At 67.1% G+C, this 17,930-nt stretch carries 18 protein-coding genes; 12 read left to right on the top strand and 6 right to left on the bottom strand.

Annotation, left to right across the window (positions count from 1 at the left end):
• Positions 1 to 63 precede the first annotated feature (63 nt).
• The 3 genes from Q0833_RS06155 to acnA all read right to left on the bottom strand — a co-directional run bounded on the left by Q0833_RS06155 (position 64) and on the right by acnA (position 4,413).
• A complete protein-coding gene (locus tag Q0833_RS06155) occupies positions 64 to 753 on the bottom strand; it encodes an HAD family hydrolase (RefSeq protein WP_298431309.1) in 690 nt (229 codons plus the stop codon).
• A 41-nt stretch (positions 754 to 794) separates the two neighbouring features.
• Positions 795 to 1,481 (bottom strand): thioredoxin family protein, encoded by a 687-nt coding sequence (locus tag Q0833_RS06150; protein WP_298431307.1) that lies wholly within the window; start codon positions 1,479 to 1,481, stop codon positions 795 to 797.
• Positions 1,482 to 1,620: 139 nt separating this feature from the next.
• Positions 1,621 to 4,413: an aconitate hydratase AcnA gene (acnA, locus tag Q0833_RS06145; RefSeq protein WP_298431305.1), complete on the bottom strand. Its 2,793-nt coding sequence runs from the start codon at positions 4,411 to 4,413 to the stop codon at positions 1,621 to 1,623.
• A 157-nt stretch (positions 4,414 to 4,570) separates the two neighbouring features.
• Between acnA and ccmA the strand changes: the two genes are divergently transcribed.
• From ccmA to Q0833_RS06115, 6 genes are all read left to right on the top strand, one after another.
• Positions 4,571 to 5,206: a heme ABC exporter ATP-binding protein CcmA gene (ccmA, locus tag Q0833_RS06140; RefSeq protein ID WP_298431303.1), complete on the top strand. Its 636-nt coding sequence runs from the start codon at positions 4,571 to 4,573 to the stop codon at positions 5,204 to 5,206.
• A 58-nt stretch (positions 5,207 to 5,264) separates the two neighbouring features.
• Positions 5,265 to 5,921, top strand: coding sequence for a heme exporter protein CcmB (ccmB, locus tag Q0833_RS06135; protein WP_298431301.1), 657 nt, complete (start codon positions 5,265 to 5,267; stop codon positions 5,919 to 5,921).
• Between the two features lie 78 nt (positions 5,922 to 5,999).
• On the top strand, positions 6,000 to 6,641 hold the full coding sequence (locus Q0833_RS06130; protein WP_298431299.1) for a LysE family transporter: 642 nt from the start codon (positions 6,000 to 6,002) through the stop codon (positions 6,639 to 6,641).
• Between the two features lie 97 nt (positions 6,642 to 6,738).
• Positions 6,739 to 7,467 (top strand): heme ABC transporter permease CcmC, encoded by a 729-nt coding sequence (gene ccmC, locus Q0833_RS06125; protein ID WP_298431297.1) that lies wholly within the window; start codon positions 6,739 to 6,741, stop codon positions 7,465 to 7,467.
• On the top strand, positions 7,464 to 7,604 hold the full coding sequence (gene ccmD, locus Q0833_RS06120; protein WP_298431295.1) for a heme exporter protein CcmD: 141 nt from the start codon (positions 7,464 to 7,466) through the stop codon (positions 7,602 to 7,604). Before ccmC ends, ccmD begins: the two co-directional genes overlap by 4 nt.
• Positions 7,601 to 8,137, top strand: coding sequence for a DsbE family thiol:disulfide interchange protein (locus tag Q0833_RS06115; RefSeq protein WP_298431294.1), 537 nt, complete (start codon positions 7,601 to 7,603; stop codon positions 8,135 to 8,137). The genes ccmD and Q0833_RS06115 overlap by 4 nt, the downstream gene beginning before the upstream one ends.
• A gap of 71 nt (positions 8,138 to 8,208) precedes the next feature.
• Here the strand turns inward: Q0833_RS06115 and galE are convergent, their stop codons facing one another.
• Entirely contained in the window at positions 8,209 to 9,225 is a 1,017-nt protein-coding gene (gene galE, locus Q0833_RS06110; RefSeq protein WP_298431292.1) for a UDP-glucose 4-epimerase GalE, read from the bottom strand.
• A gap of 135 nt (positions 9,226 to 9,360) precedes the next feature.
• Between galE and Q0833_RS06105 the strand changes: the two genes are divergently transcribed.
• The 5 genes from Q0833_RS06105 to Q0833_RS06085 all read left to right on the top strand — a co-directional run bounded on the left by Q0833_RS06105 (position 9,361) and on the right by Q0833_RS06085 (position 14,266).
• Positions 9,361 to 10,050: a hypothetical protein gene (locus tag Q0833_RS06105; RefSeq protein WP_298431290.1), complete on the top strand. Its 690-nt coding sequence runs from the start codon at positions 9,361 to 9,363 to the stop codon at positions 10,048 to 10,050.
• 214 nt (positions 10,051 to 10,264) lie between these two features.
• A complete protein-coding gene (locus Q0833_RS06100; RefSeq protein ID WP_298431287.1) occupies positions 10,265 to 10,900 on the top strand; it encodes a hypothetical protein in 636 nt (211 codons plus the stop codon).
• The gene (locus Q0833_RS06095; protein WP_298431286.1) at positions 10,897 to 11,682 is read left to right on the top strand and encodes a hypothetical protein; all 786 of its coding nucleotides are present in this window, start codon (positions 10,897 to 10,899) and stop codon (positions 11,680 to 11,682) included. Before Q0833_RS06100 ends, Q0833_RS06095 begins: the two co-directional genes overlap by 4 nt.
• A 77-nt stretch (positions 11,683 to 11,759) precedes the next feature.
• Positions 11,760 to 13,721 carry a DNA topoisomerase IV subunit B gene (gene parE, locus Q0833_RS06090; protein WP_298431284.1) on the top strand — a complete coding sequence of 654 codons (1,962 nt, stop codon included), beginning with the start codon at positions 11,760 to 11,762 and terminating at the stop codon, positions 13,719 to 13,721.
• Positions 13,718 to 14,266 carry a hypothetical protein gene (locus Q0833_RS06085; protein ID WP_298431282.1) on the top strand — a complete coding sequence of 183 codons (549 nt, stop codon included), beginning with the start codon at positions 13,718 to 13,720 and terminating at the stop codon, positions 14,264 to 14,266. Before parE ends, Q0833_RS06085 begins: the two co-directional genes overlap by 4 nt.
• Positions 14,267 to 14,306: 40 nt before the next feature.
• On the opposite strand, the gene Q0833_RS06080 is transcribed toward Q0833_RS06085, so the two are convergent.
• Positions 14,307 to 15,320, bottom strand: a complete 1,014-nt coding sequence (locus tag Q0833_RS06080; RefSeq protein WP_298431280.1) for an exov-like protein — start codon at positions 15,318 to 15,320, stop codon at positions 14,307 to 14,309.
• Positions 15,321 to 15,415: 95 nt separating this feature from the next.
• On the opposite strand from Q0833_RS06080, the gene Q0833_RS06075 reads away from it, so the two are divergent.
• Positions 15,416 to 16,078, top strand: coding sequence for a hypothetical protein (locus tag Q0833_RS06075; protein WP_298431278.1), 663 nt, complete (start codon positions 15,416 to 15,418; stop codon positions 16,076 to 16,078).
• A 9-nt stretch (positions 16,079 to 16,087) separates the two neighbouring features.
• Here the strand turns inward: Q0833_RS06075 and Q0833_RS06070 are convergent, their stop codons facing one another.
• Positions 16,088 to 17,914, bottom strand: coding sequence for an ABC-F family ATP-binding cassette domain-containing protein (locus Q0833_RS06070; protein WP_298431276.1), 1,827 nt, complete (start codon positions 17,912 to 17,914; stop codon positions 16,088 to 16,090).
• Between the last annotated feature and the right edge of the window lie 16 nt (positions 17,915 to 17,930).

Raw genomic sequence — 17,930 nt, 5'->3', positions numbered from 1 at the left:
AGGATGGGCGGCGGACCTAGTTATGGGATGGCGCGTTGCGACCGGGAATGTCGCTTTCGGCGATCAGGTCCGCCCGTCGAGCCATCCCGGCAGCGCCGTGATGTCCGGCAGGACGTGATCCGCATGGGGCGCCAGCATCGCGGCATCCAGCGTGCCGGTCGTCACGCCGACCCCGATCATCCCCGCCCCGCGCGCCGCGTGCATGTCCGTCAGGCCATCGCCCACCAGCGCCACCTCGGCGGCGTCGAGCCCCAGCGCGCGCGCGAAGTCGCGGGCCCCGTCGGGCGCGGGCTTCGGCCCGAAGCCGTCATCGGCGGCGACGATGCGGGCGAGATGCGGCATCGCACCCATATCTGTCAGGTGATGCAGCGCCTCGGCGCGGTGGGCATTGGTGACGACTCCCAATGTCAGGCCCCTGCGCCGCAGCGCTCCCAGATAGGGCGGCAGGTCAGTCACCGTCACCTGCTGCACGGTCTCCACCTCGGCGTCCCACCAGTCAGCCAGCCGATGGGCGGACCATCCCGTCAGCGGCTCCAGCAGCGCGACAGTCTGGTCATGAGAGGCGGTGACAAAGCGGCCCTGGGGCAGGATTCGGTCCGCCGAGAGATCGACGCCGAAGATGTCAGCCACGGCCGCGGGGGACACATCGGTGTCGCGGGCCAGGCGACGCACCGCGTCCGGCACCCAACCCTCCCACGTCGCGCGGAAGTCGGTGAAGGTGCCGTCCTTGTCGAAGAGAATCGCCCGGATCATCGCCGGACGGTGCCGCGTCCGCCTCCGAGCGTCCAGCGGGGTCAGTCGGCGCGGACCGCGCCGATGATGGCCCCCGGATACGCGCCGTCCAGCGCCTGCGCGACGACGACCTGGCGCATGCCGTCGGGCGCGTCGGGAATGGGGACCGAGGTCTCGGCGCCATCCCATGTCCCGAGGTCGTCGATGGCGCGGACGATGCTGTGATAGGTCACGTCCTTGCCCGCGTTCTCGCCGTGGAGGATGCGGACCTCGGCTTCGGGAAGGACGGTCAGCAGGACGAGACGCGCGGGCCCGGTCAGCGCCGTCTCCGCGGCCATCACCTTGCGGCCCTCGCCGGTCGAGGCCATCCGCAACACGTCGCCCGTCGACCCCTCATGCGCGCGGATCGTGCCCGCAAGCGTCATGCCGTCGGCCCCCGCGATGCCGTCGGTGCCGCCGACGATGAATTGCGGCGTATAGACCGTGTTCGCGCCCTCTGCCGCGGCATAGGCCCGCTGGCGCGCGGTGTGGGCGGGATCGGCGAAGGTGTCCTTCCAGCCGATCCAGTCCCAGTAGTCGACATGGAACGACAGCGCGATGACCTCGTCGTTCTCGGCCAGTTGGCCCAGCATCTCGTCGGCCGGTGGGCAGGAGGAGCAGCCCTGCGAGGTATAGAGCTCGATCACCACCGGGTCGGCCGCGGCGGGCAGCGCGGCAAGGGCGGCGAAGGCAAGGGGAGCAAGGCGCATGATGTCAGGGTCCGGGATCGTTCCCGTCCGATCTAGCGACACCACGCCTCGCTTACAAATCACCGCTTGGTGACGGCGTCCCCGAAACGCGTGACGGGCCCCGAAGGGCCCGCCTGCTAGCTTGTCGACGGAGTGCGCGTCACTCGGCGGCGACGGGCGCCTGCGCGAGATTGCGGAGCACGTAGTGTAGCACGCCGCCATTCTTGATGTAATCGATCTCGACCTCGGTATCGATCCGGCACTTGAGCGTCACCGTCTTCTCGGTGCCGTCTGCCATCTTGATCGTGGCCTCGACCTCCTGCAGCGGCTTGACGTCCGCGAGGCCGAGGATCGTCACCTCCTCCTCGCCGGTCAGCCCCAGGCTGTCGCGGCTGTCACCGCCGGTGAACTCGAACGGGATCACGCCCATGCCCACGAGGTTCGAGCGGTGGATGCGCTCGAAGCTCTCAGCGATGACCGCCTTCACGCCCAGCAGCGCCGTGCCCTTGGCCGCCCAGTCGCGGCTGGAGCCGGCGCCATATTGCTCGCCGCCGAAGACCACCAGCGGCACGCCCTGCGCCTGCCACGCCATGGCGGCGTCGTAGATCGAGGTCTGCTGGCCGTCCGGGCCCTTGGTGTAGCCGCCCTCGACCCCGTCCAGCATCTCGTTGCGGATGCGGATGTTGGCGAAGGTGCCGCGCATCATCACCTCGTGATTGCCGCGCCGCGAGCCGTAGGAGTTGAACTCCCGCACCGGGACCTGACGGTCCTTGAGATACTGGCCCGCGGGTGAGCTTTCCTTGAACGATCCGGCGGGCGAGATGTGGTCAGTCGTGATCATGTCGCCGAGCACGGCCAGCACGCGCGCGCCGACAACATCCTCGATGGCACCGGGGTTGGGGTCCATGTTCTGGAAGTAGGGCGGATTCTGGACGTAGGTGCTGGTCGGCGGCCAGTCATAGGTCTCCTGCTGGGGGACCTCGACCGCCTGCCACTTCTCGTCGCCCTTGAAGACGTCGGCATATTTCTCCTGGAACGCGGCGCGGGTGACGGTGGCCTCGACCAGTTCGGCGACCTCCTGCTGCGACGGCCAGATGTCCTTGAGGTAGATGTCGTTGCCGTCGCGGTCCTGGCCCAGGGGCTGGGTCGCGATATCGACATTCATGTCGCCGACCAGCGCATAGGCCACCACCAGCGGCGGCGACGCGAGATAATTGGCGCGCACGTCGGGCGAGATGCGACCCTCAAAGTTGCGGTTCCCCGAGAGGACCGAGGTGGCGATCAGGTCGTGATCGTTGATCGTCTTGGAGATCTCGGGCGCGAGCGGGCCCGAGTTGCCGATGCAGGTCGTGCAACCGTAACCCACGAGGTTGAAGCCGATGGCGTCCAGATCCTCTTGCAATCCGGCCGCCTCGAGGTAATGCGACACCACCTGGCTGCCGGGGGCAAGCGACGTCTTCACCCAGGGCTTGCGGTTCAGGCCCAGCGCGCGCGCCTTCCGCGCCACGAGGCCCGCCCCGATCATGACATAGGGGTTCGACGTGTTGGTGCAGGACGTGATCGACGCGATGACGATGGAGCCGTCATGCAGGTCGGCGCGATCCGCCTCGCCGCCATGGACGTAGCCGCGCGCGTGGTGGCCCTCGTCGCCGGGAATATCGACCGGCTCGGGCGCGCCGCCCTCGCCCTCCCAGCGGACCTCGGCCCGCGGGGATGCGTCCTTGCCCGACCGGACGCCCTTGACGTACTGGCCGAATGCCTTGGCGGCATCGGTCAGCGCGATGAAGTCCTGCGGCCGCTTCGGGCCCGAGATCGCCGGCACGATCGTGCCCATGTCGAGCGAAAGCGTGTCGGTGTAGACGGGCGCATAATCCGCATCCCGCCAGAAGCCGTTCTCCTTGGCATAGGCCTCGACCAGCGCGATGCGGTCCTTGGCGCGGCCCGTATTCTCGAGATAGCGCAGCGTCTCGCCGTCGATGGGGAAGAAGCCGCAGGTCGCGCCGTATTCAGGCGCCATGTTGGCGATGGTCGCGCGATCGGCCAGCGGCAGGGTGTCGAGCCCCTTGCCGTAGAACTCGACGAACTTGCCGACGACACCCTTCTCGCGCAGCATCTCGACGACCTTGAGGACGAGGTCGGTGCCCGTCGTCCCTTCGGTCATCTCACCGGTCAGTTCGAAGCCCACAACCTCGGGGATCAGCATCGAGATCGGCTGGCCCAGCATCGCGGCCTCGGCCTCGATGCCGCCGACACCCCACCCGAGGACGGACGCACCGTTCACCATCGTCGTGTGGCTGTCGGTACCGACGAGCGTGTCGGGGTAGGCGACCGTCGCGCCGGTCTGGTCCTCGTCGGTCCAGACGGTCTGCGCGAGGTATTCGAGGTTCACCTGGTGACAGATGCCGGTGCCCGGCGGGACGACGCGGAAGTTGTTGAACGCGGTCTGGCCCCACTTGAGGAACTGGTAGCGCTCCATGTTGCGCTCGTATTCGCGCTCCACGTTGTGCTGGAACGCGCGCGGATTGCCGAACTCATCGATCATGACCGAGTGGTCAATCACAAGGTCGACGGGGTTGAGCGGGTTGATCTTCTGCGCGTCGCCACCCAGCGCCTTGATGCCGTCGCGCATCGCGGCCAGGTCGACCACGGCGGGCACGCCGGTAAAGTCCTGCATCAGCACGCGCGCGGGTCGATACGCGATCTCGCGCGGGTTGCGGCCGCCATTCGACGCCCACTCAGCGAAGGCCTTAACGTCGTCCACCGAGACCGTGCGCCCGCCATCCTCGAAGCGGAGCATGTTCTCCAGCACGACCTTCAGCGCGGCGGGCAGCTTCGAGAAATCCCCCAGCCCCGCCTCGGTCGCGGCGGCGATGGAATAGTAGCTGACGGTCTGGTCGCCGACGGTCAGCTCGCGGCGGGTCTTGGCGGTATCGGTTCCGACTTGGACGGTCATCCTGGCATCTCCGGTTTGGGGGTGTTGGGGCTTGGCCGTGCAATGCCCGATGCGGACGCCCACATCAAGCGAAAACGGCATACCGTCGCATACAATGCGAGAAATCGCCCCGCGCCGGGCCTTCCCTCGCTCGCCGCGATGGGCCATCACGGGCGCGATGGACTTGCGCGTCGAACACCTGACCTGCCGCCGGGGCGCGGCGATCGTGCTGCGCGACGTGACCTTCGCGCTGCCCGCGGGCCGCGCCCTGATCCTGCGGGGGCCGAACGGCTCGGGGAAGACGACGCTCCTGCGCACGCTCGCGGGTCTGACCCCACCGGTCGCGGGGACGATCTCGGCGGATGCCGACCACCTTGCCTACGGCGCCCATGCCGACGGGTTGAAGGCGCAGCTCAGCGTGGCCGAGAACCTGGCACTCTGGGCGGCGATCTTCGGCACCGGGCGCGACGGAATCGCGCGGGCGGTGGCGGCGTTCGACCTCGACACGCTCCGGGACCGCAAGGTGGCCGATCTCTCGGCCGGGCAGAAGCGGCGGGCGGGGCTTGCCCGGATGATCCTGACGGGTCGTCCGATCTGGCTTCTGGACGAGCCGACCGTCTCGCTCGACGCGGCGAATGTCGCGCTCTTCGGGGCGGCGGTCCGCGCGCATCTGGCCGGGGGCGGGAGCGCCATCGTCGCCACCCATATCGACCTCGGGCTGGGCGACGCGGCCGATCTCGACCTTAGGTCGTTCGCGGCCGACGGGCGCGACGGGTCCGTCGGCGCCGATCCCTTCGCGGAGGCGGTGGAGTGACGTCGATGCTGCCGCCCTGCCCCGCCCCCGCGTGGGCCCACCCCGTGCGTTCCCGCCGATGCTAGCGCTGCTCCTTCGCGACCTGCGCCTGTCGCTCAGGGCGGGCGGCGGCTTCGGCCTCGGGCTTGGGTTCTTCCTGATCCTCGCCACGCTCGTGCCGCTCGCCGTCGGGCCACAGTCGGAGCGTCTCGCCCCGATCGCGCCCGGCATCCTCTGGCTCGGCGCACTCCTCGCGTGTCTTCTGTCGCTCGACCGGCTCTTCGCGCTCGATGCCGAGGACGGCTCGCTCGACCTCCTCGCGACCGCGCCCCTGCCCCTCGAAGGTGTCGCGTCCGTCAAATCCGCCGCGCACTGGCTCACCACGGGCCTGCCCATCACGGTCGCGGCGCCGGTCCTGTCGCTCCTTCTGTTCCTGCCACCCGAGGGGTTGGCCTGGCTGTCCCTCTCGCTTCTGATCGGGACGCCCGCATTGTCGTGGCTGGGCACCTTCGCCGCCGCGCTGACCGTCGGTCTCAAGCGCGGCTCGCTTCTCCTGTCGCTCTTGGTCCTGCCGCTCTACATCCCGACCCTGGTCTTCGGGGCCGAAGTCACCCGACGCGGTGTCGAGGGCTTGCCGCTCGCCACGCCGCTGGCTCTGCTGGCGGGCATCACGCTGGGCTGCATGGCCCTCCTGCCCTTCGCCACAGCGGCCGCCCTGCGCGTCAACCTGCGCTGACGGCCGCGACGCGATCCTTGCCGGATTGGCGCAAATGGAACATAGTGGCAACATCTTTGTCCCGCCCCGGAGGCTCCGATGTCCGAACTCGCGCTTTACCTGCCCGGTATACTGATGGCCTACGCGGCCTTCTTCCTTGCGATCTCCAGTCCCGGACCGAACGTGCTCGCGGTAATCGGCACGTCGATGGCGGTGGGCCGTCCGTCGGGCATGGCGCTGGCCTTGGGCGTGGCGACCGGCTCCTTCACCTGGGCGATGCTGACCGCGCTCGGGCTCTCGGCGGTGCTGGCGACCTATGCCTCCGCCCTTCTGGCCATCAAGATCGTCGGCGGACTCTATCTGCTCTGGCTCGCCTACAAGGCGTTTCGCGCCGCGGCCGCGCATCAGGATGTCGACGCCAAGGCCCTCGCCGGCGGGCGGCGGACGCTCTGGGGCTACGCGCGGCGCGGCTACATCATCCAGATGACAAACCCGAAGGCGGCGCTGGCCTGGATCGCGATCATCTCGCTGGGCCTCGCCCCCGGTGCGCCGCTCTGGGTCGGGGCCGTGATCGTTCTGGGCACCTTTGCCCTCTCGATCGTGGTCCACCTCCTCTATGCGGTGGCCTTCTCGACGCCCCTGATGGTCGCCGCCTATGGCCGGGCGCGTCGGGTGATCCAGGCGACGCTGGGCACCTTCTTTGCCGTCGCCGGCCTGCGCCTTCTGACGGACCGGTCGTGACCCGCCGGATCACGATCGGGCGAGAGCGCGGCTGATCCGCGGCTCCATCGCAGAACGCCGCTTGTGACCGCCCGCCCGCGCCCCTAGGTTCCGCGCCATGTCGATCTGGGAATACGCCAACCCCCGCCGCTTCATGGCCTGGACCGCGACCGTCCAGCCCTGGGCCTGGGCGCTTGCCATCGCGCTGTCGGGGACGGGTCTGATCTGGGGGTTCTTCTTCACCCCGGAAGATTTCCGCATGGGGCACTCGGTCAAGATCATCTACATCCACGTGCCCTCTGCGTTTCTCGCGATCAACGCGTGGTTCATGATGCTGGTGACCTCGCTGATCTGGCTGATCCGCCGCCACCACGTCTCGGCGCTGGCCGCACGCGCGGCGGCGCCCATCGGCCTCATCATGACGGTCGTCGCCCTGCTGACGGGTGCCATCTGGGGCAAGCCCATGTGGGGCACCTATTGGGAATGGGATCCGCGCCTGACCTCGTTCCTGATCCTCGGGCTGTTCTACATCGGCTACATCGCCCTCTGGTCGGCGATCGAGGACCAGGACCAGGCCGCGGATCTGACCGCGATCCTCTGCCTCGTGGGCTCGGTCTTCGCGGTGCTGTCGCGCTACGCCGCGCAGTTCTGGAACCAGGGCCTGCATCAGGGCGCATCCCTCTCGCTCGACGCCGAGGAGAATGTGGCCGACGTCTTCTGGTTGCCGCTGGTGGTGACGCTGGCGGGCTTCGTCGCGCTCTTCGTGGCGCTGGTGCTCCTGCGAACGCGGACCGAAATCCGCCGCCGCCGCCTTCACGCCCTCGCCACGCGGGAGCGGATGGCATGACCGAGTGGTTGGGCAAATACGCCTTCGACATCCTCTTGGCTTACGGCCTCTCGATCGCGCTGATCCTCGGCCTCGTGATCCAGTCCATCGCCCGATCCCGCGCCGTCAAGCGGGCGCTGAAGGAGCGGGGCGAATGAGATGGATCGCCCTTGTCCCGATCGCGATCTTCGCGGCGCTGGCGGGGTTCTTTCTTTCGGGCCTGTTCCGCGACGACCCGGATGCGTTGCCGTCGGCCCTGATCGGGGCGCCCGCCCCCGCCATGACGCTGACCGAGTTGCCGGGGAAGGCCGCTCTGACCGACGCGATCCTGAGCGATGGCGCGGTGAAGATCGTCAATTTCTGGGCCAGCTGGTGCGTCCCCTGCCGCGTCGAGCACCCGCATCTCGAGGCGCTGGCCGAGGAGGTTCCGGTCTACGGGATCAACTACAAGGACCAGCCGGCGGACGCGCTCGCCTTTCTCGAAGAGTTGGGTGATCCCTACGCGGCGATCGGGGTCGACGGCACGGCGCGCACGGGCATCGACTGGGGGCTCTACGGCGTGCCGGAAACCTTCGTGATCGCGGGCGACGGCACGGTGATGCTCCGCTTCGCGGGGCCGGTCACGTCCGACGTCATCACCCAGACGATCGCGCCCGCGCTCGCTGCGGCGCGCGCCCGGTCGGGCGGGTAAAATCCTTTCAAGGATTTTGGACAGGATCTTCAGCGAAGATCCTGATCCCCTGGCACCCCCGCTCCGAGGCATCAGGAATTGAAGCGCCAGCCCTTGGCCTGTGCCTGCACCCAGGCCCAGCTCGAGGCGCACATCTCGTCGAGACCGTAGCGCGCCTCGAAGCCCAGCTCGTCGCGCGCCCGCGTCGGATCGGCATAAAGCTTCGGCACGTCGCCCGCGCGCCGCCCGACCACGCGATGCGGCAGGGCGCGACCAGTGGCGCGCTCGTAAGCAGCGTGCATCTCCAGCACGGAGACCGGACTGCCCGTCCCGATATTGAGGATATGGGACCGCCCCTCGATCAGCGCGCCCATCGACTGCACATGCGCCCGCGCGAGGTCCATGACGTGGATGTAATCCCGCCAGGCCGTGCCGTCGGGCGTGTCGTAGTCGTCGCCGAAGACCTGCAGCTCCGGCAGCTCGCCCAGCGCGACCTTCGCCATGTAGGGCATGAGGTTGTCGGGCACGCCGCGCGGGTCTTCGCCGATCAGCGCGCTCTCATGGGCGCCCACCGGATTGAAATAGCGCAGAACCCCGGTGACCCAGGGATCGGCCTCCTCGGCCTGCGCCAAGATGCGCTCGCAGGTCAGCTTGGTGAAGGCGTAGGGTGACGTGTGCGAAAGCGGCGCCGTCTCAGGTATGGGAAACACCGCGGGCGCGCCGTAAACCGTGGCCGTCGACGAGAAGACGATCCGCCAGACGCCCGCGGCCTTCATCGCCTGCATCAGCGTCATCAGCCCGCCGATATTCGTCTCGAAATAGTCGAGGGGCCGCGCCACGCTTTCGCCCACCGCCTTCAGCGCCGCAAAATGCACCACGCCGTCGATGCCGCGCCCCGCGAAGACCCCATCCAGCGCCGCCCGGTCCAGAACCGAACCGCGCACGAGGTCTACCGCCCCCCCCGTCAGCCGCGTCAGTCGGTCGATCACGCTCGGATCACTGTTGGAGAAATCATCGAGGATCGTCACCTCGTGCCCCGCCTCGCAGAGCGCGACATAGGTATGGGAGCCGATATACCCGGCCCCCCCGGTCAGGAGGATGCGTGCCATGCCCCGGTCGTGCGCAACGGGCGCGATCTTTGCAAGCGTTTCCATTCTGGATGCCAAAATGGTCGAGTCTTAGCCAAAATGCGCCGCATTGGCGGGCTAGGTCATCGGCATCTGCTACCGAGGACCCATAGTCTCATGCCCTACTTCATTTCCGACGAATCCGGTGCCGTTACCGTCGATTGGACCGTCCTGACCGCAGGCCTCGTCGGCCTCGGCCTCGCGGTTGCAGGCGTGATCAGCACGGGGGTGCAGTCGACCAGCAACGATATCGACGAGACGTTGCGCGGCGTCAGCATCATCTCGGCCTTCTCGGGCGTCCTCAAGACGATCGACTTCACCGATGGAGACCTGGGCGGCTGGACCGCCGGGGAGATCCAGGACATCGCGGGCTTCGGTGAGATTCTCGTCATCCCGCGCGGCGGCGCGCTGGCCACGCTTCCCATCGAGGTCCGCGACAGCGACGCCTACGCGGTGGTCGAGTTCGACATGATCTTCGGGGACAGCTGGGACAACGAGACCGGCACCATCTCGATCGCGGGCGAGGAGGTGATCGTCGGCACCCATTCCTGGCGCGAGGGCGAGCCCGACGTGAAGGTTATCGAGGGCGCGAACGACACGACCGTGACCCTGACGCGCTCGTCGCGGGGCTCGGGCACGTTCCGCACCGGTGGCTCCAGCCAGGACTACACCTACCGCGTGCAGGTCGTCGCCGCCAACGATGGCCGCGATCTCACCCTCGGCGCCAGCACGACCCTGAACTCGGGCTACCAGGACGAGTTCTTCGGCGTCGACAACGTCACGGTCAGCGGCTCGAACACCCGCTGACCTCGGTGTCAGGGACGGCGAGGCCGGGCAATCCAGTCCGCGCTCAAGATGAGCGCCATCATCTGTGCCACCGGGGTTGCGCGGCTGGGCCGCGCTATGACACGATATCTCGTTATATGATCCGCTAGAGTTCGTATGGTTCAGGCTTGTTATGTGCAGTGAACTCCCGAGATCCGTTGCCTCCCACGCCGGATTGCCAGCCCACGCGTTGAGTATGGCGGACATCGCCGGCCTATTTGCGATACTCGTCGCGGCCCCTTACAGTACCGGCTTCTCATTCTTCGCAGGCTATTTCTCTACGTTCGGAATCGCATTCTCCGAAGTGGATCTCTCGCAAGGCGATTTCTTTCTGGAAGCGGTGAACATTGCGCGATCGCCGGCGCTGTCGGGCGCGGTTCCGTGGGGGATGTTCCTACTCATACTCATCCTTGCATACGGTTTCGGCGGAATTGTTCTGCGGGCCGCAAATCCACCGGGATCGCGGCTCCGCCGCTGGGGCAGCGCCGTCGTTTTCTTTGGCTTGCTGGTACTAATCTGTTTGGTCTCGCTAGTCGGGCTCCGGGAAGGACGGGCGAAAGCGGAAACGTTCTTGAGCGGGGCAGAAGGAATGCCGGTCGTCACGTTGTACGATCTAAACTACAGGGGAGCGAAGGATGCCGGAATCGATACAATTGACGGCATGGCTCAGCGGCTATTCGAGATGCCCGGAACGTGGCGCCTTATCTTCGCGGACGGCCAGACAGTCTTCTTAATGGGACGGTCATCGTCGGGTGGAGCACGGCAGGTTCTCAGGATTTCAGCGGTGACGGGTCCGGCCATGCTGACACGAGTGAGGGGATTCGACCAATGAAACTGAACGGCTTTACCTTCATCGCTGCGCTTTGCGCCGCGCCTGGAATTGCGATGACTCAAGGTATGGCCAACCGATCCGATATGGTCGATCCCACAAAAGCAAAAGATGCTGACACAATCTACCAAGTCTACATCGCAGCCGAGCTTTCATACGTCCGCGGTCGGTTCGTAGCCCGCGACGAAACGGCGGATGGCCGAGTCTACAACTTTGTAGAATGCGAGCCGTCCCTCCGCGTGCGCAACTTGCCGGCCGCGCACTATAAAGAGGATCTCCAGTCATCGCGCTGCGTAACATCCGCTGCCGTCGGCACCTTCGCGCAGGCCGAAGAGGCAATTCTCTATAACTGGACCGAGGTGCAAGACCTCGTCGTAACTTTCGCCGCCGGATCGGTTGCCGAAGACTGTTTCGTAGACGGCTGGGCGACCGTTCTTCACAACGCTGCGGATACGGATCGCATGACAGGCACCTTGGTCGGCGGGTACATAGACGGCACGATCCCGGATGGGCCCGAAGCATTAAGGGGCTATGCCGTTGTGCTCGGCACCGAGGCCCGCTCCATGTTCGGAATCGATGGAGCGCCGACCGCGGTCGACGTCCGTCTACCGACCGAGGCGGTACGCCTGGGTGTCGAGGAAGGTAAATGGGTGGCCACAGTCGCACCCGGTGGCTGTGAAGCGGACGCCGAGGCGGCTCCGCTGCAGGCCATGGAATACGTCCCTTTCGGACAGGCAGGAGGCCTGCCGACGCTCGCCGTTCCGGTCTTCCATACGGGCAACTAGAAGGCACTGCTCCACCCTTCCCCCACCCCACCATATCGCCTATCTTGGGCCCAATCACACAAGATAGAGCAGCCGACATGCCCGACGACCTCCTCAAGGGCGCCGCCCCGACCGAGACCTACGACGCCTCGTCCATCGAGGTGCTCGAAGGGCTGGAGCCGGTGCGCAAACGGCCCGGCATGTATATCGGCGGCACCGACGAGCGGGCGCTGCACCACATGGTCGCCGAGGTGCTCGACAACTCGATGGACGAGGCCGTCGCGGGCCACGCCAACCGCATCGAGGTGACGCTCCACGCCGACAATTCCGTCACGGTGCGCGACAACGGGCGCGGCATTCCGGTCGATCCCCATCCTAAGTTTCCCGACAAGTCCGCGCTCGAGGTCATCCTCTGCACGCTGCACGCGGGCGGCAAGTTCTCGGGCAAGGCCTACCAGACCTCGGGCGGGCTGCACGGCGTCGGCGCGTCGGTGGTCAACGCGCTGTCGGACAGCATGGTCGTGCAGGTGGCCCGCGACCGCGAACTCCACGAACAGCGTTTCTCGCGCGGCCTGCCGCTCGGTCCGGTCGAGAAGATCGGCGCGGCCCCCAACCGGCGCGGCACCACCGTCACCTTCCATGCCGACGAGCAGATCTTCGGCCATCACCGCCTCAAGCCCGCCCGCCTTTTCAAGTCGATCCGCTCGAAAGCCTATCTCTTCTCGGGGGTCGAGATCCGCTGGACCTCCGAGAGCGACGACGGCGAGACCCCGACCGAGGCCAGCTTCCACTTCCCCGGCGGCCTGTCCGATTACCTCTCCGAGACGCTGGGCGGGGCCACGACGTATGCGGACGCGGCCTTCGCGGGCACGGTCGACTTCCAGGAGAAGTTCGGCGAGCCGGGCAAGGTCGAATGGGCGATCAACTGGACGCCCGCGCGCGACGGCTTCATCCAGTCCTACTGCAACACGGTCCCCACGCCCGAGGGTGGCACCCATGTCGTGGGTTTCTGGGCCGCGATCCTCAAGGGGATCAAGGCCTATGGCGAGCTTGCGAACAACAAGAAGGCGGCGCAGATCACGCGCGAGGACCTGATCTCGGGCGGCTGCGCGCTGGTGTCGTGCTTCATCGCCGAGCCGGCCTTCGTGGGCCAGACCAAGGACCGCCTTTCCACCGAGGCCGCCGCCAAGATGACCGAGGGCGCCGTGCGCGACCGCTTCGACAACTGGCTGGCGGGCGACACGAAATCGGCGGGCGCGATCCTCGACTTCCTCGTGCTGCGCGCCGAGGAGCGGCTGAAGCGCCGGCAGGAGAAGGAAACCGCACGCAAATCCGCGACCAAGCGGCTGCGCCTGCCCGGCAAGCTGGTCGATTGCTCCGCCTCGACGCGCGACGGCACCGAGCTCTTCATCGTCGAGGGGGATTCGGCCGGCGGCTCCGCCAAGATGGCCCGCGACCGCAAGACCCAGGCCCTCCTGCCGCTCCGGGGCAAGATCCTGAACGTGCTGGGCGCGGCCTCCTCCAAGCTCGGGTCGAACACCGAGATCAGCGATCTGACGCAGGCGCTCGGCGTCGGCCTCGGCACGAAATTCGTCCTCGACGACCTGCGCTACGACAAGGTCGTCATCATGACCGACGCCGACGTGGACGGGGCGCATATCGCGGCGCTCCTGATGACGTTCTTCTTCACCCAGATGCGGCCCATGATCGACGCGGGCCATCTCTACCTCGCCTGCCCGCCCCTCTTCCGCCTGACCCAAGGGGCCAAGCGCGTCTATTGCATCGACGAGGCCGAACGCGACGCCTGGCTGGAGAAGGGCCTCGGCGGCAAGGGCAAGATCGACGTCTCGCGCTTCAAGGGTCTGGGCGAGATGGACGCCAAGGACCTCAAGGACACCACCATGGACCCCGCCTCCCGCAAGCTCATCCGCGTGAACGTGGACGAAGATGCCCCGGGCGAGACCGGCGACCTCGTGGAGCGCCTGATGGGGAAGAAACCGGAGATGCGGTTCCAGTACATCAGCGAGAACGCGCGGTTTGCGGGGGAGTTGGATGTTTGACCCGATGGGCGCATCCGTCGTGGAGTATCTGGATCGGTAGCGGATTTTGGCTTGGGTTCTCGTTCTCTGCATTCCGTGCGGGGGATGGCGCACTTTTCCAAGCAGCCGGCGCCTACCCGATTTGCACGGCAATCATTGCATTCGTTCTTTGGCGCGAGATCGAAACGATTAAGGTTCAAGATCTCTTGGGAAAGCATTCCAGTTCGCTTCAGGCCAATATCGATGGCCTGCGAGCATTTACTGCCACAGTGATGGAGTTTGCATACGGCATCGACATTGTCGCAAATCACGCGGTACAGAAAGCATTCTATCCGAATAGCCTTCAGACGATACCAAGGATATCTGGGCCGCGCGATAGATTGGCAAATGAATTTGAGAAGATTAACGAGGCCTTTCGGGAGACATCAGAGACGATTCATCGCTTTCAACAGTATTCGATTGCCCTAAGATCTGAGAGTTCGAAAAGGGTCAGAATGACCCTTGCAGAGGTCATTCTTCTCTTAACTGGTACGATGCAGTGGGCGTTCGGATATCTACTCTTCTGATCGACAAGGCGCATTACGAACGACGGCAGCTTCTTCGTAGCTAAATCATCCCCTTCAATCTTTCCCCCAACTCCCCTACCAGCCGGTCCCACACCGCGTCCTCGCTCAACATCCCGTCGCACCCCGCCAGTGTCCCGAGATACCCGGCGACCTCCTCGCGATACCCCCGGTTCCACGCGCCCATCCCCAGCCCGTCGCGCCTTGCGCGCAACCCGTCGAGCACCCTGCCCCGGACGCCCCGCGCCACCCCCTTGGCGCGCGTCTTCAACCGATACGCCGCGCCTGCGTCGCTGACGGCGGCGGCGGGGGCGTAGGGGAAGTCGTCGGCGGTGTAGGCGCGCGGGTCGGGAGACGGCATTTCGCGGCTGGGTCGAACCCTCTGGATCAGGGCGTCCACGAGGTCCGACGGCGGCAGGGCGCGGGTCTCGTAAGGGACGCCGATCGACATGCACCAGTCGACCCATTTAAAGTGCAGCACCCGGTTCGCCGAGGCGACCGGCGCCCAGGGCGTGCGGAAGTAGTCGGCGAAGATCGCGCCGTGCAGGCTCTCGGTCACGACAAGGCGCGCGGCGGCGATACGGCGCAGGATCGATGGGCCGTCATCCAGCGGATCCACGTAAGTGAGGCCCGCCATCGCGCAGACCGGCGCCCAGTTGCCATAGGCGGCCGAGGTCCAGTGCGGGATGAACAGCACCTCGCCGCCGGTGTCGAACGTGCCCTGCCATTCCGGCAGCTGCCCAATCAGCCACGCGCCATCGGTCACCGCGGCCTGCGGCTCCAGCCCGTAATGCCGCGCCGTCAGGGGCCCGCGCACGCAGTGGACATTCCAGCCGCGCGCCGTCTCGGGCGGCGGCGGCGGGCCGTAGCCGGAGCCCGTGCCGAAGATGTGTTTTTCGCCCGGCACCCGGTCGAGATCGGACTTAAGTAGCGAGCCCACGCCCACCAGCACCTCATCATCCTCGCGCGCGAGCAATTCGGGGATCAGCCGCGGCCAGAGCCACGAATTGATGTGATCGCCGAAATTGGTCGAGGTGGCGTTGTAGAACAGGCGCATGGGTTGCTCCGGAGGCGTGCCCTTCGCTAGCCCGTGATCGCGCGTCGGGCCAGTCGCACTGGTATCCCCGGCCCCGGTCGTGGCACTCTCGCACCATGCTGCGCGCGCTTCTCCTGACGCTCCTCCTGGCCGCCTGCGGGCGCGGCCTGACGCCGGCCGAAGTGGCGCTCCTGCAACCGCTCCACGGCGCGACGCTCGATACCGGTGCGGTGCGGATCGTGCGGGCGCCCGGTCTCGGCGCGTTCCCGATCACCTACGACGCGCGGCCCCGCACCACCTGCCGCGAGCGGATCGGCCCGCCCCCGGCCCGCGCCCGCATCACCGCGCGGACCGGCGGCCTCGTCCTCTTCGAGACGCTGCTGCTCCGACCCGACCTGGCCCGGAGCGACTTCGCAGGCGCACCGCTGGACCTGTCGCTGGCGATGTTCCTTGCCCACGAGATGACCCATGTCTGGCAATGGCAGAACCGCGCGCGGACGGGCTACCACCCGATCAAGGCGTTCACCGAGCAAGTGACGATCGACGATCCCTACCTCCTCGATCCCGATCCGACGCGGGGATTCCTCGCCCATGGCTACGAGCAGCAGGCCAGCCTCGTGGAGGAGTATCTGTGCTGCGCGACGCTCGATCCCGCCGGCGGGCGCACCGCGCGGCTTCACGCGCTCCTGCGCGACGTGATGCCGGTGGCCGATCCCGCGACCTTCCCCCGCCGGGTCACAGTGCCCTGGGCCGAAGATCTCGACGGCATCTGTTCCTGAGGCGCGGCGCTACGCCTCCTCGGCACGTTCCTCGAGTGACAGCCACTCCGCCTCGGCGGCCGCGAGCTTCGCCTGCCGCTCCACGAGACCGTCCGTCGCCTTCGCGAACTTGGCGGGTGCGGTGGTAAAAAGCGTCGGGTCCGAGAGGAACGTCTCGAGCTTGGCGATCTCGGCCTCGAGCCGCGCGATCTCGCCGGGAAGCGCGTCGAGCCGGTGCCGTTCGGTGTAGCTGAGCCCGGCGGGCGCCGGACGCGCCGGTGCGTAGGTGAGGCCCGTGTCCGAACCCCTTGATCTGCTTTTCGTTTCACCCGCGAACACGGTCGCCCGCGCGCCGCGCTGGTCGATATAGTCGCTCCAGCCGCCGGGATAGACCTGCACCGCGCCACCGCCTTCCATCGCAACGGTCTGGGTGGCGATCCGGTCGAGGAAGTCGCGGTCGTGACTGACCAAGAGGATGGTCCCGTCATAATCGCCCAACACGTCCTGCAGGAGATCCAGCGTCTCGACGTCGAGATCGTTCGTCGGTTCGTCCAGCACGAGAAGGTTGCTCGGCAGCGCCATGATCCGCGCCAGCAGAAGCCGGGCCTTCTCGCCCCCCGAGAGCGAGCGGACGGGGGCCTTCAACTGCCGGTCGTCGAAGAGGAAATCCTTGAGGTAGCCCGCGACGTGCCGCGGCGTGCCGCGCACCATCACCTGGTCGGACGCGCCCGAGACGCCGAGCAGCGGATCGAGCGTCAGCGAATCCCAGAGCGTGGCCTTCGGGTCGAGCTTGGCGCGCGCCTGGTCGAAGACGGCGATCTCGAGATTGGTGCCGTGCTTGACGGTGCCCGAATCGGGCGCGACCTCGCCCAAAAGGATCTTCAGAAGGGTCGTCTTGCCGACGCCGTTCGGCCCGACAAAGGCAATGCGGTCACCGCGCAGCACGCGCAGGTCGAGATCCCGCACGATCGGCGTGTCCCCGTAGGCCTTGGTCAGGCCCGTCGCCTCGATCACCCGCTTGCCGCTCGCCTGTCCCGAATCGAGGTCCAGCGCGGCGGTCCCGGCGCGGCGCACTTGCGCGGAGCGCTCAGCCCTGAGATCGGCCAGCGCGCGAACGCGGCCCTGGTTGCGCTTGCGGCGGGCCGAGATTCCTTCGACAGCCCAGCGCGCCTCCGCCTTGATCTTGCGATCGAGCTTGTGCCGCTTCTGGTCTTCCTCCGCCCAGACGGTATCCCGCCAGGCCTCGAAGGCGTCGAAGCCCTTCTCCTGCCGCCGAACGGCCCCGCGATCGATCCAGAGCGTGGCGCGGGTCAACGCACGCAGGAAGGCGCGGTCGTGAGAGATCAGGACATAGGCCGCGCGGGTCGCCAGAAGCTCGGCCTCCAGCCATGCGATGGCCTCGATGTCGAGATGGTTCGTCGGCTCGTCGAGGAGCATCAGTTCGGGCGCCTCGCCCAGAAGCTTCGCCAGCGCTGCGCGCCGCCGCTCGCCGCCCGACGCCGCATCCGGGCTGGCATCGAGCCGCAGCTTCAGGCCCTCGGCGGCGGCCTCGACGCGCCAGGCCTCGGACGGATCGAGGCCCGACACGGCATAATCGCCCAAGGTCGTGAAGCCCGACAGGTCCGGGTCCTGCTCCATGTAGCCGACCGATGTGCCGGGGCTGAGCGTGCGGGCACCGGTATCGGCCTCGACCAACCCGGCCATCACCTTCATCAGCGTCGATTTCCCCGACCCGTTCCGCCCCACCAGCGCCACGCGGTCGCCCGGCTGGACAACGAGGCCCAGCTCGGAAAACACCGGGGCGCCGCCGAAGGTCAGCGAGATGTCGGTCAGTTGCAGGAGGGGTGCGCGCGCCATTGCGGCGGAGCTAGCC

The sequence above is a fragment of the uncultured Jannaschia sp. genome (genome assembly GCF_947503795.1).
Taxonomy (GTDB): Bacteria; Pseudomonadota; Alphaproteobacteria; order Rhodobacterales; family Rhodobacteraceae; genus Jannaschia.
Note: the sequence above shows the minus strand (reverse complement) of the source record. Positions and strands in the feature narration are given on the sequence as shown.

Excerpts from the sequence above, each read along its gene's own strand:
- Q0833_RS06155 (WP_298431309.1), bottom strand. The coding sequence starts at position 753 with ATGATCCGGGCGATTCTCTTCGACAAGGACGGCACCTTCACCGACTTC.
- Q0833_RS06150 (WP_298431307.1), bottom strand. The coding sequence starts at position 1,481 with ATGCGCCTTGCTCCCCTTGCCTTCGCCGCCCTTGCCGCGCTGCCCGCC.
- acnA (WP_298431305.1), bottom strand. The coding sequence starts at position 4,413 with ATGACCGTCCAAGTCGGAACCGATACCGCCAAGACCCGCCGCGAGCTG.
- ccmA (WP_298431303.1), top strand. The coding sequence starts at position 4,571 with ATGGACTTGCGCGTCGAACACCTGACCTGCCGCCGGGGCGCGGCGATC.
- ccmB (WP_298431301.1), top strand. The coding sequence starts at position 5,265 with ATGCTAGCGCTGCTCCTTCGCGACCTGCGCCTGTCGCTCAGGGCGGGC.
- Q0833_RS06130 (WP_298431299.1), top strand. The coding sequence starts at position 6,000 with ATGTCCGAACTCGCGCTTTACCTGCCCGGTATACTGATGGCCTACGCG.
- ccmC (WP_298431297.1), top strand. The coding sequence starts at position 6,739 with ATGTCGATCTGGGAATACGCCAACCCCCGCCGCTTCATGGCCTGGACC.
- ccmD (WP_298431295.1), top strand. The coding sequence starts at position 7,464 with ATGACCGAGTGGTTGGGCAAATACGCCTTCGACATCCTCTTGGCTTAC.
- Q0833_RS06115 (WP_298431294.1), top strand. The coding sequence starts at position 7,601 with ATGAGATGGATCGCCCTTGTCCCGATCGCGATCTTCGCGGCGCTGGCG.
- galE (WP_298431292.1), bottom strand. The coding sequence starts at position 9,225 with ATGGCACGCATCCTCCTGACCGGGGGGGCCGGGTATATCGGCTCCCAT.
- Q0833_RS06105 (WP_298431290.1), top strand. The coding sequence starts at position 9,361 with ATGCCCTACTTCATTTCCGACGAATCCGGTGCCGTTACCGTCGATTGG.
- Q0833_RS06100 (WP_298431287.1), top strand. The coding sequence starts at position 10,265 with ATGGCGGACATCGCCGGCCTATTTGCGATACTCGTCGCGGCCCCTTAC.
- Q0833_RS06095 (WP_298431286.1), top strand. The coding sequence starts at position 10,897 with ATGAAACTGAACGGCTTTACCTTCATCGCTGCGCTTTGCGCCGCGCCT.
- parE (WP_298431284.1), top strand. The coding sequence starts at position 11,760 with ATGCCCGACGACCTCCTCAAGGGCGCCGCCCCGACCGAGACCTACGAC.
- Q0833_RS06080 (WP_298431280.1), bottom strand. The coding sequence starts at position 15,320 with ATGCGCCTGTTCTACAACGCCACCTCGACCAATTTCGGCGATCACATC.
- Q0833_RS06075 (WP_298431278.1), top strand. The coding sequence starts at position 15,416 with ATGCTGCGCGCGCTTCTCCTGACGCTCCTCCTGGCCGCCTGCGGGCGC.
- Q0833_RS06070 (WP_298431276.1), bottom strand. The coding sequence starts at position 17,914 with ATGGCGCGCGCACCCCTCCTGCAACTGACCGACATCTCGCTGACCTTC.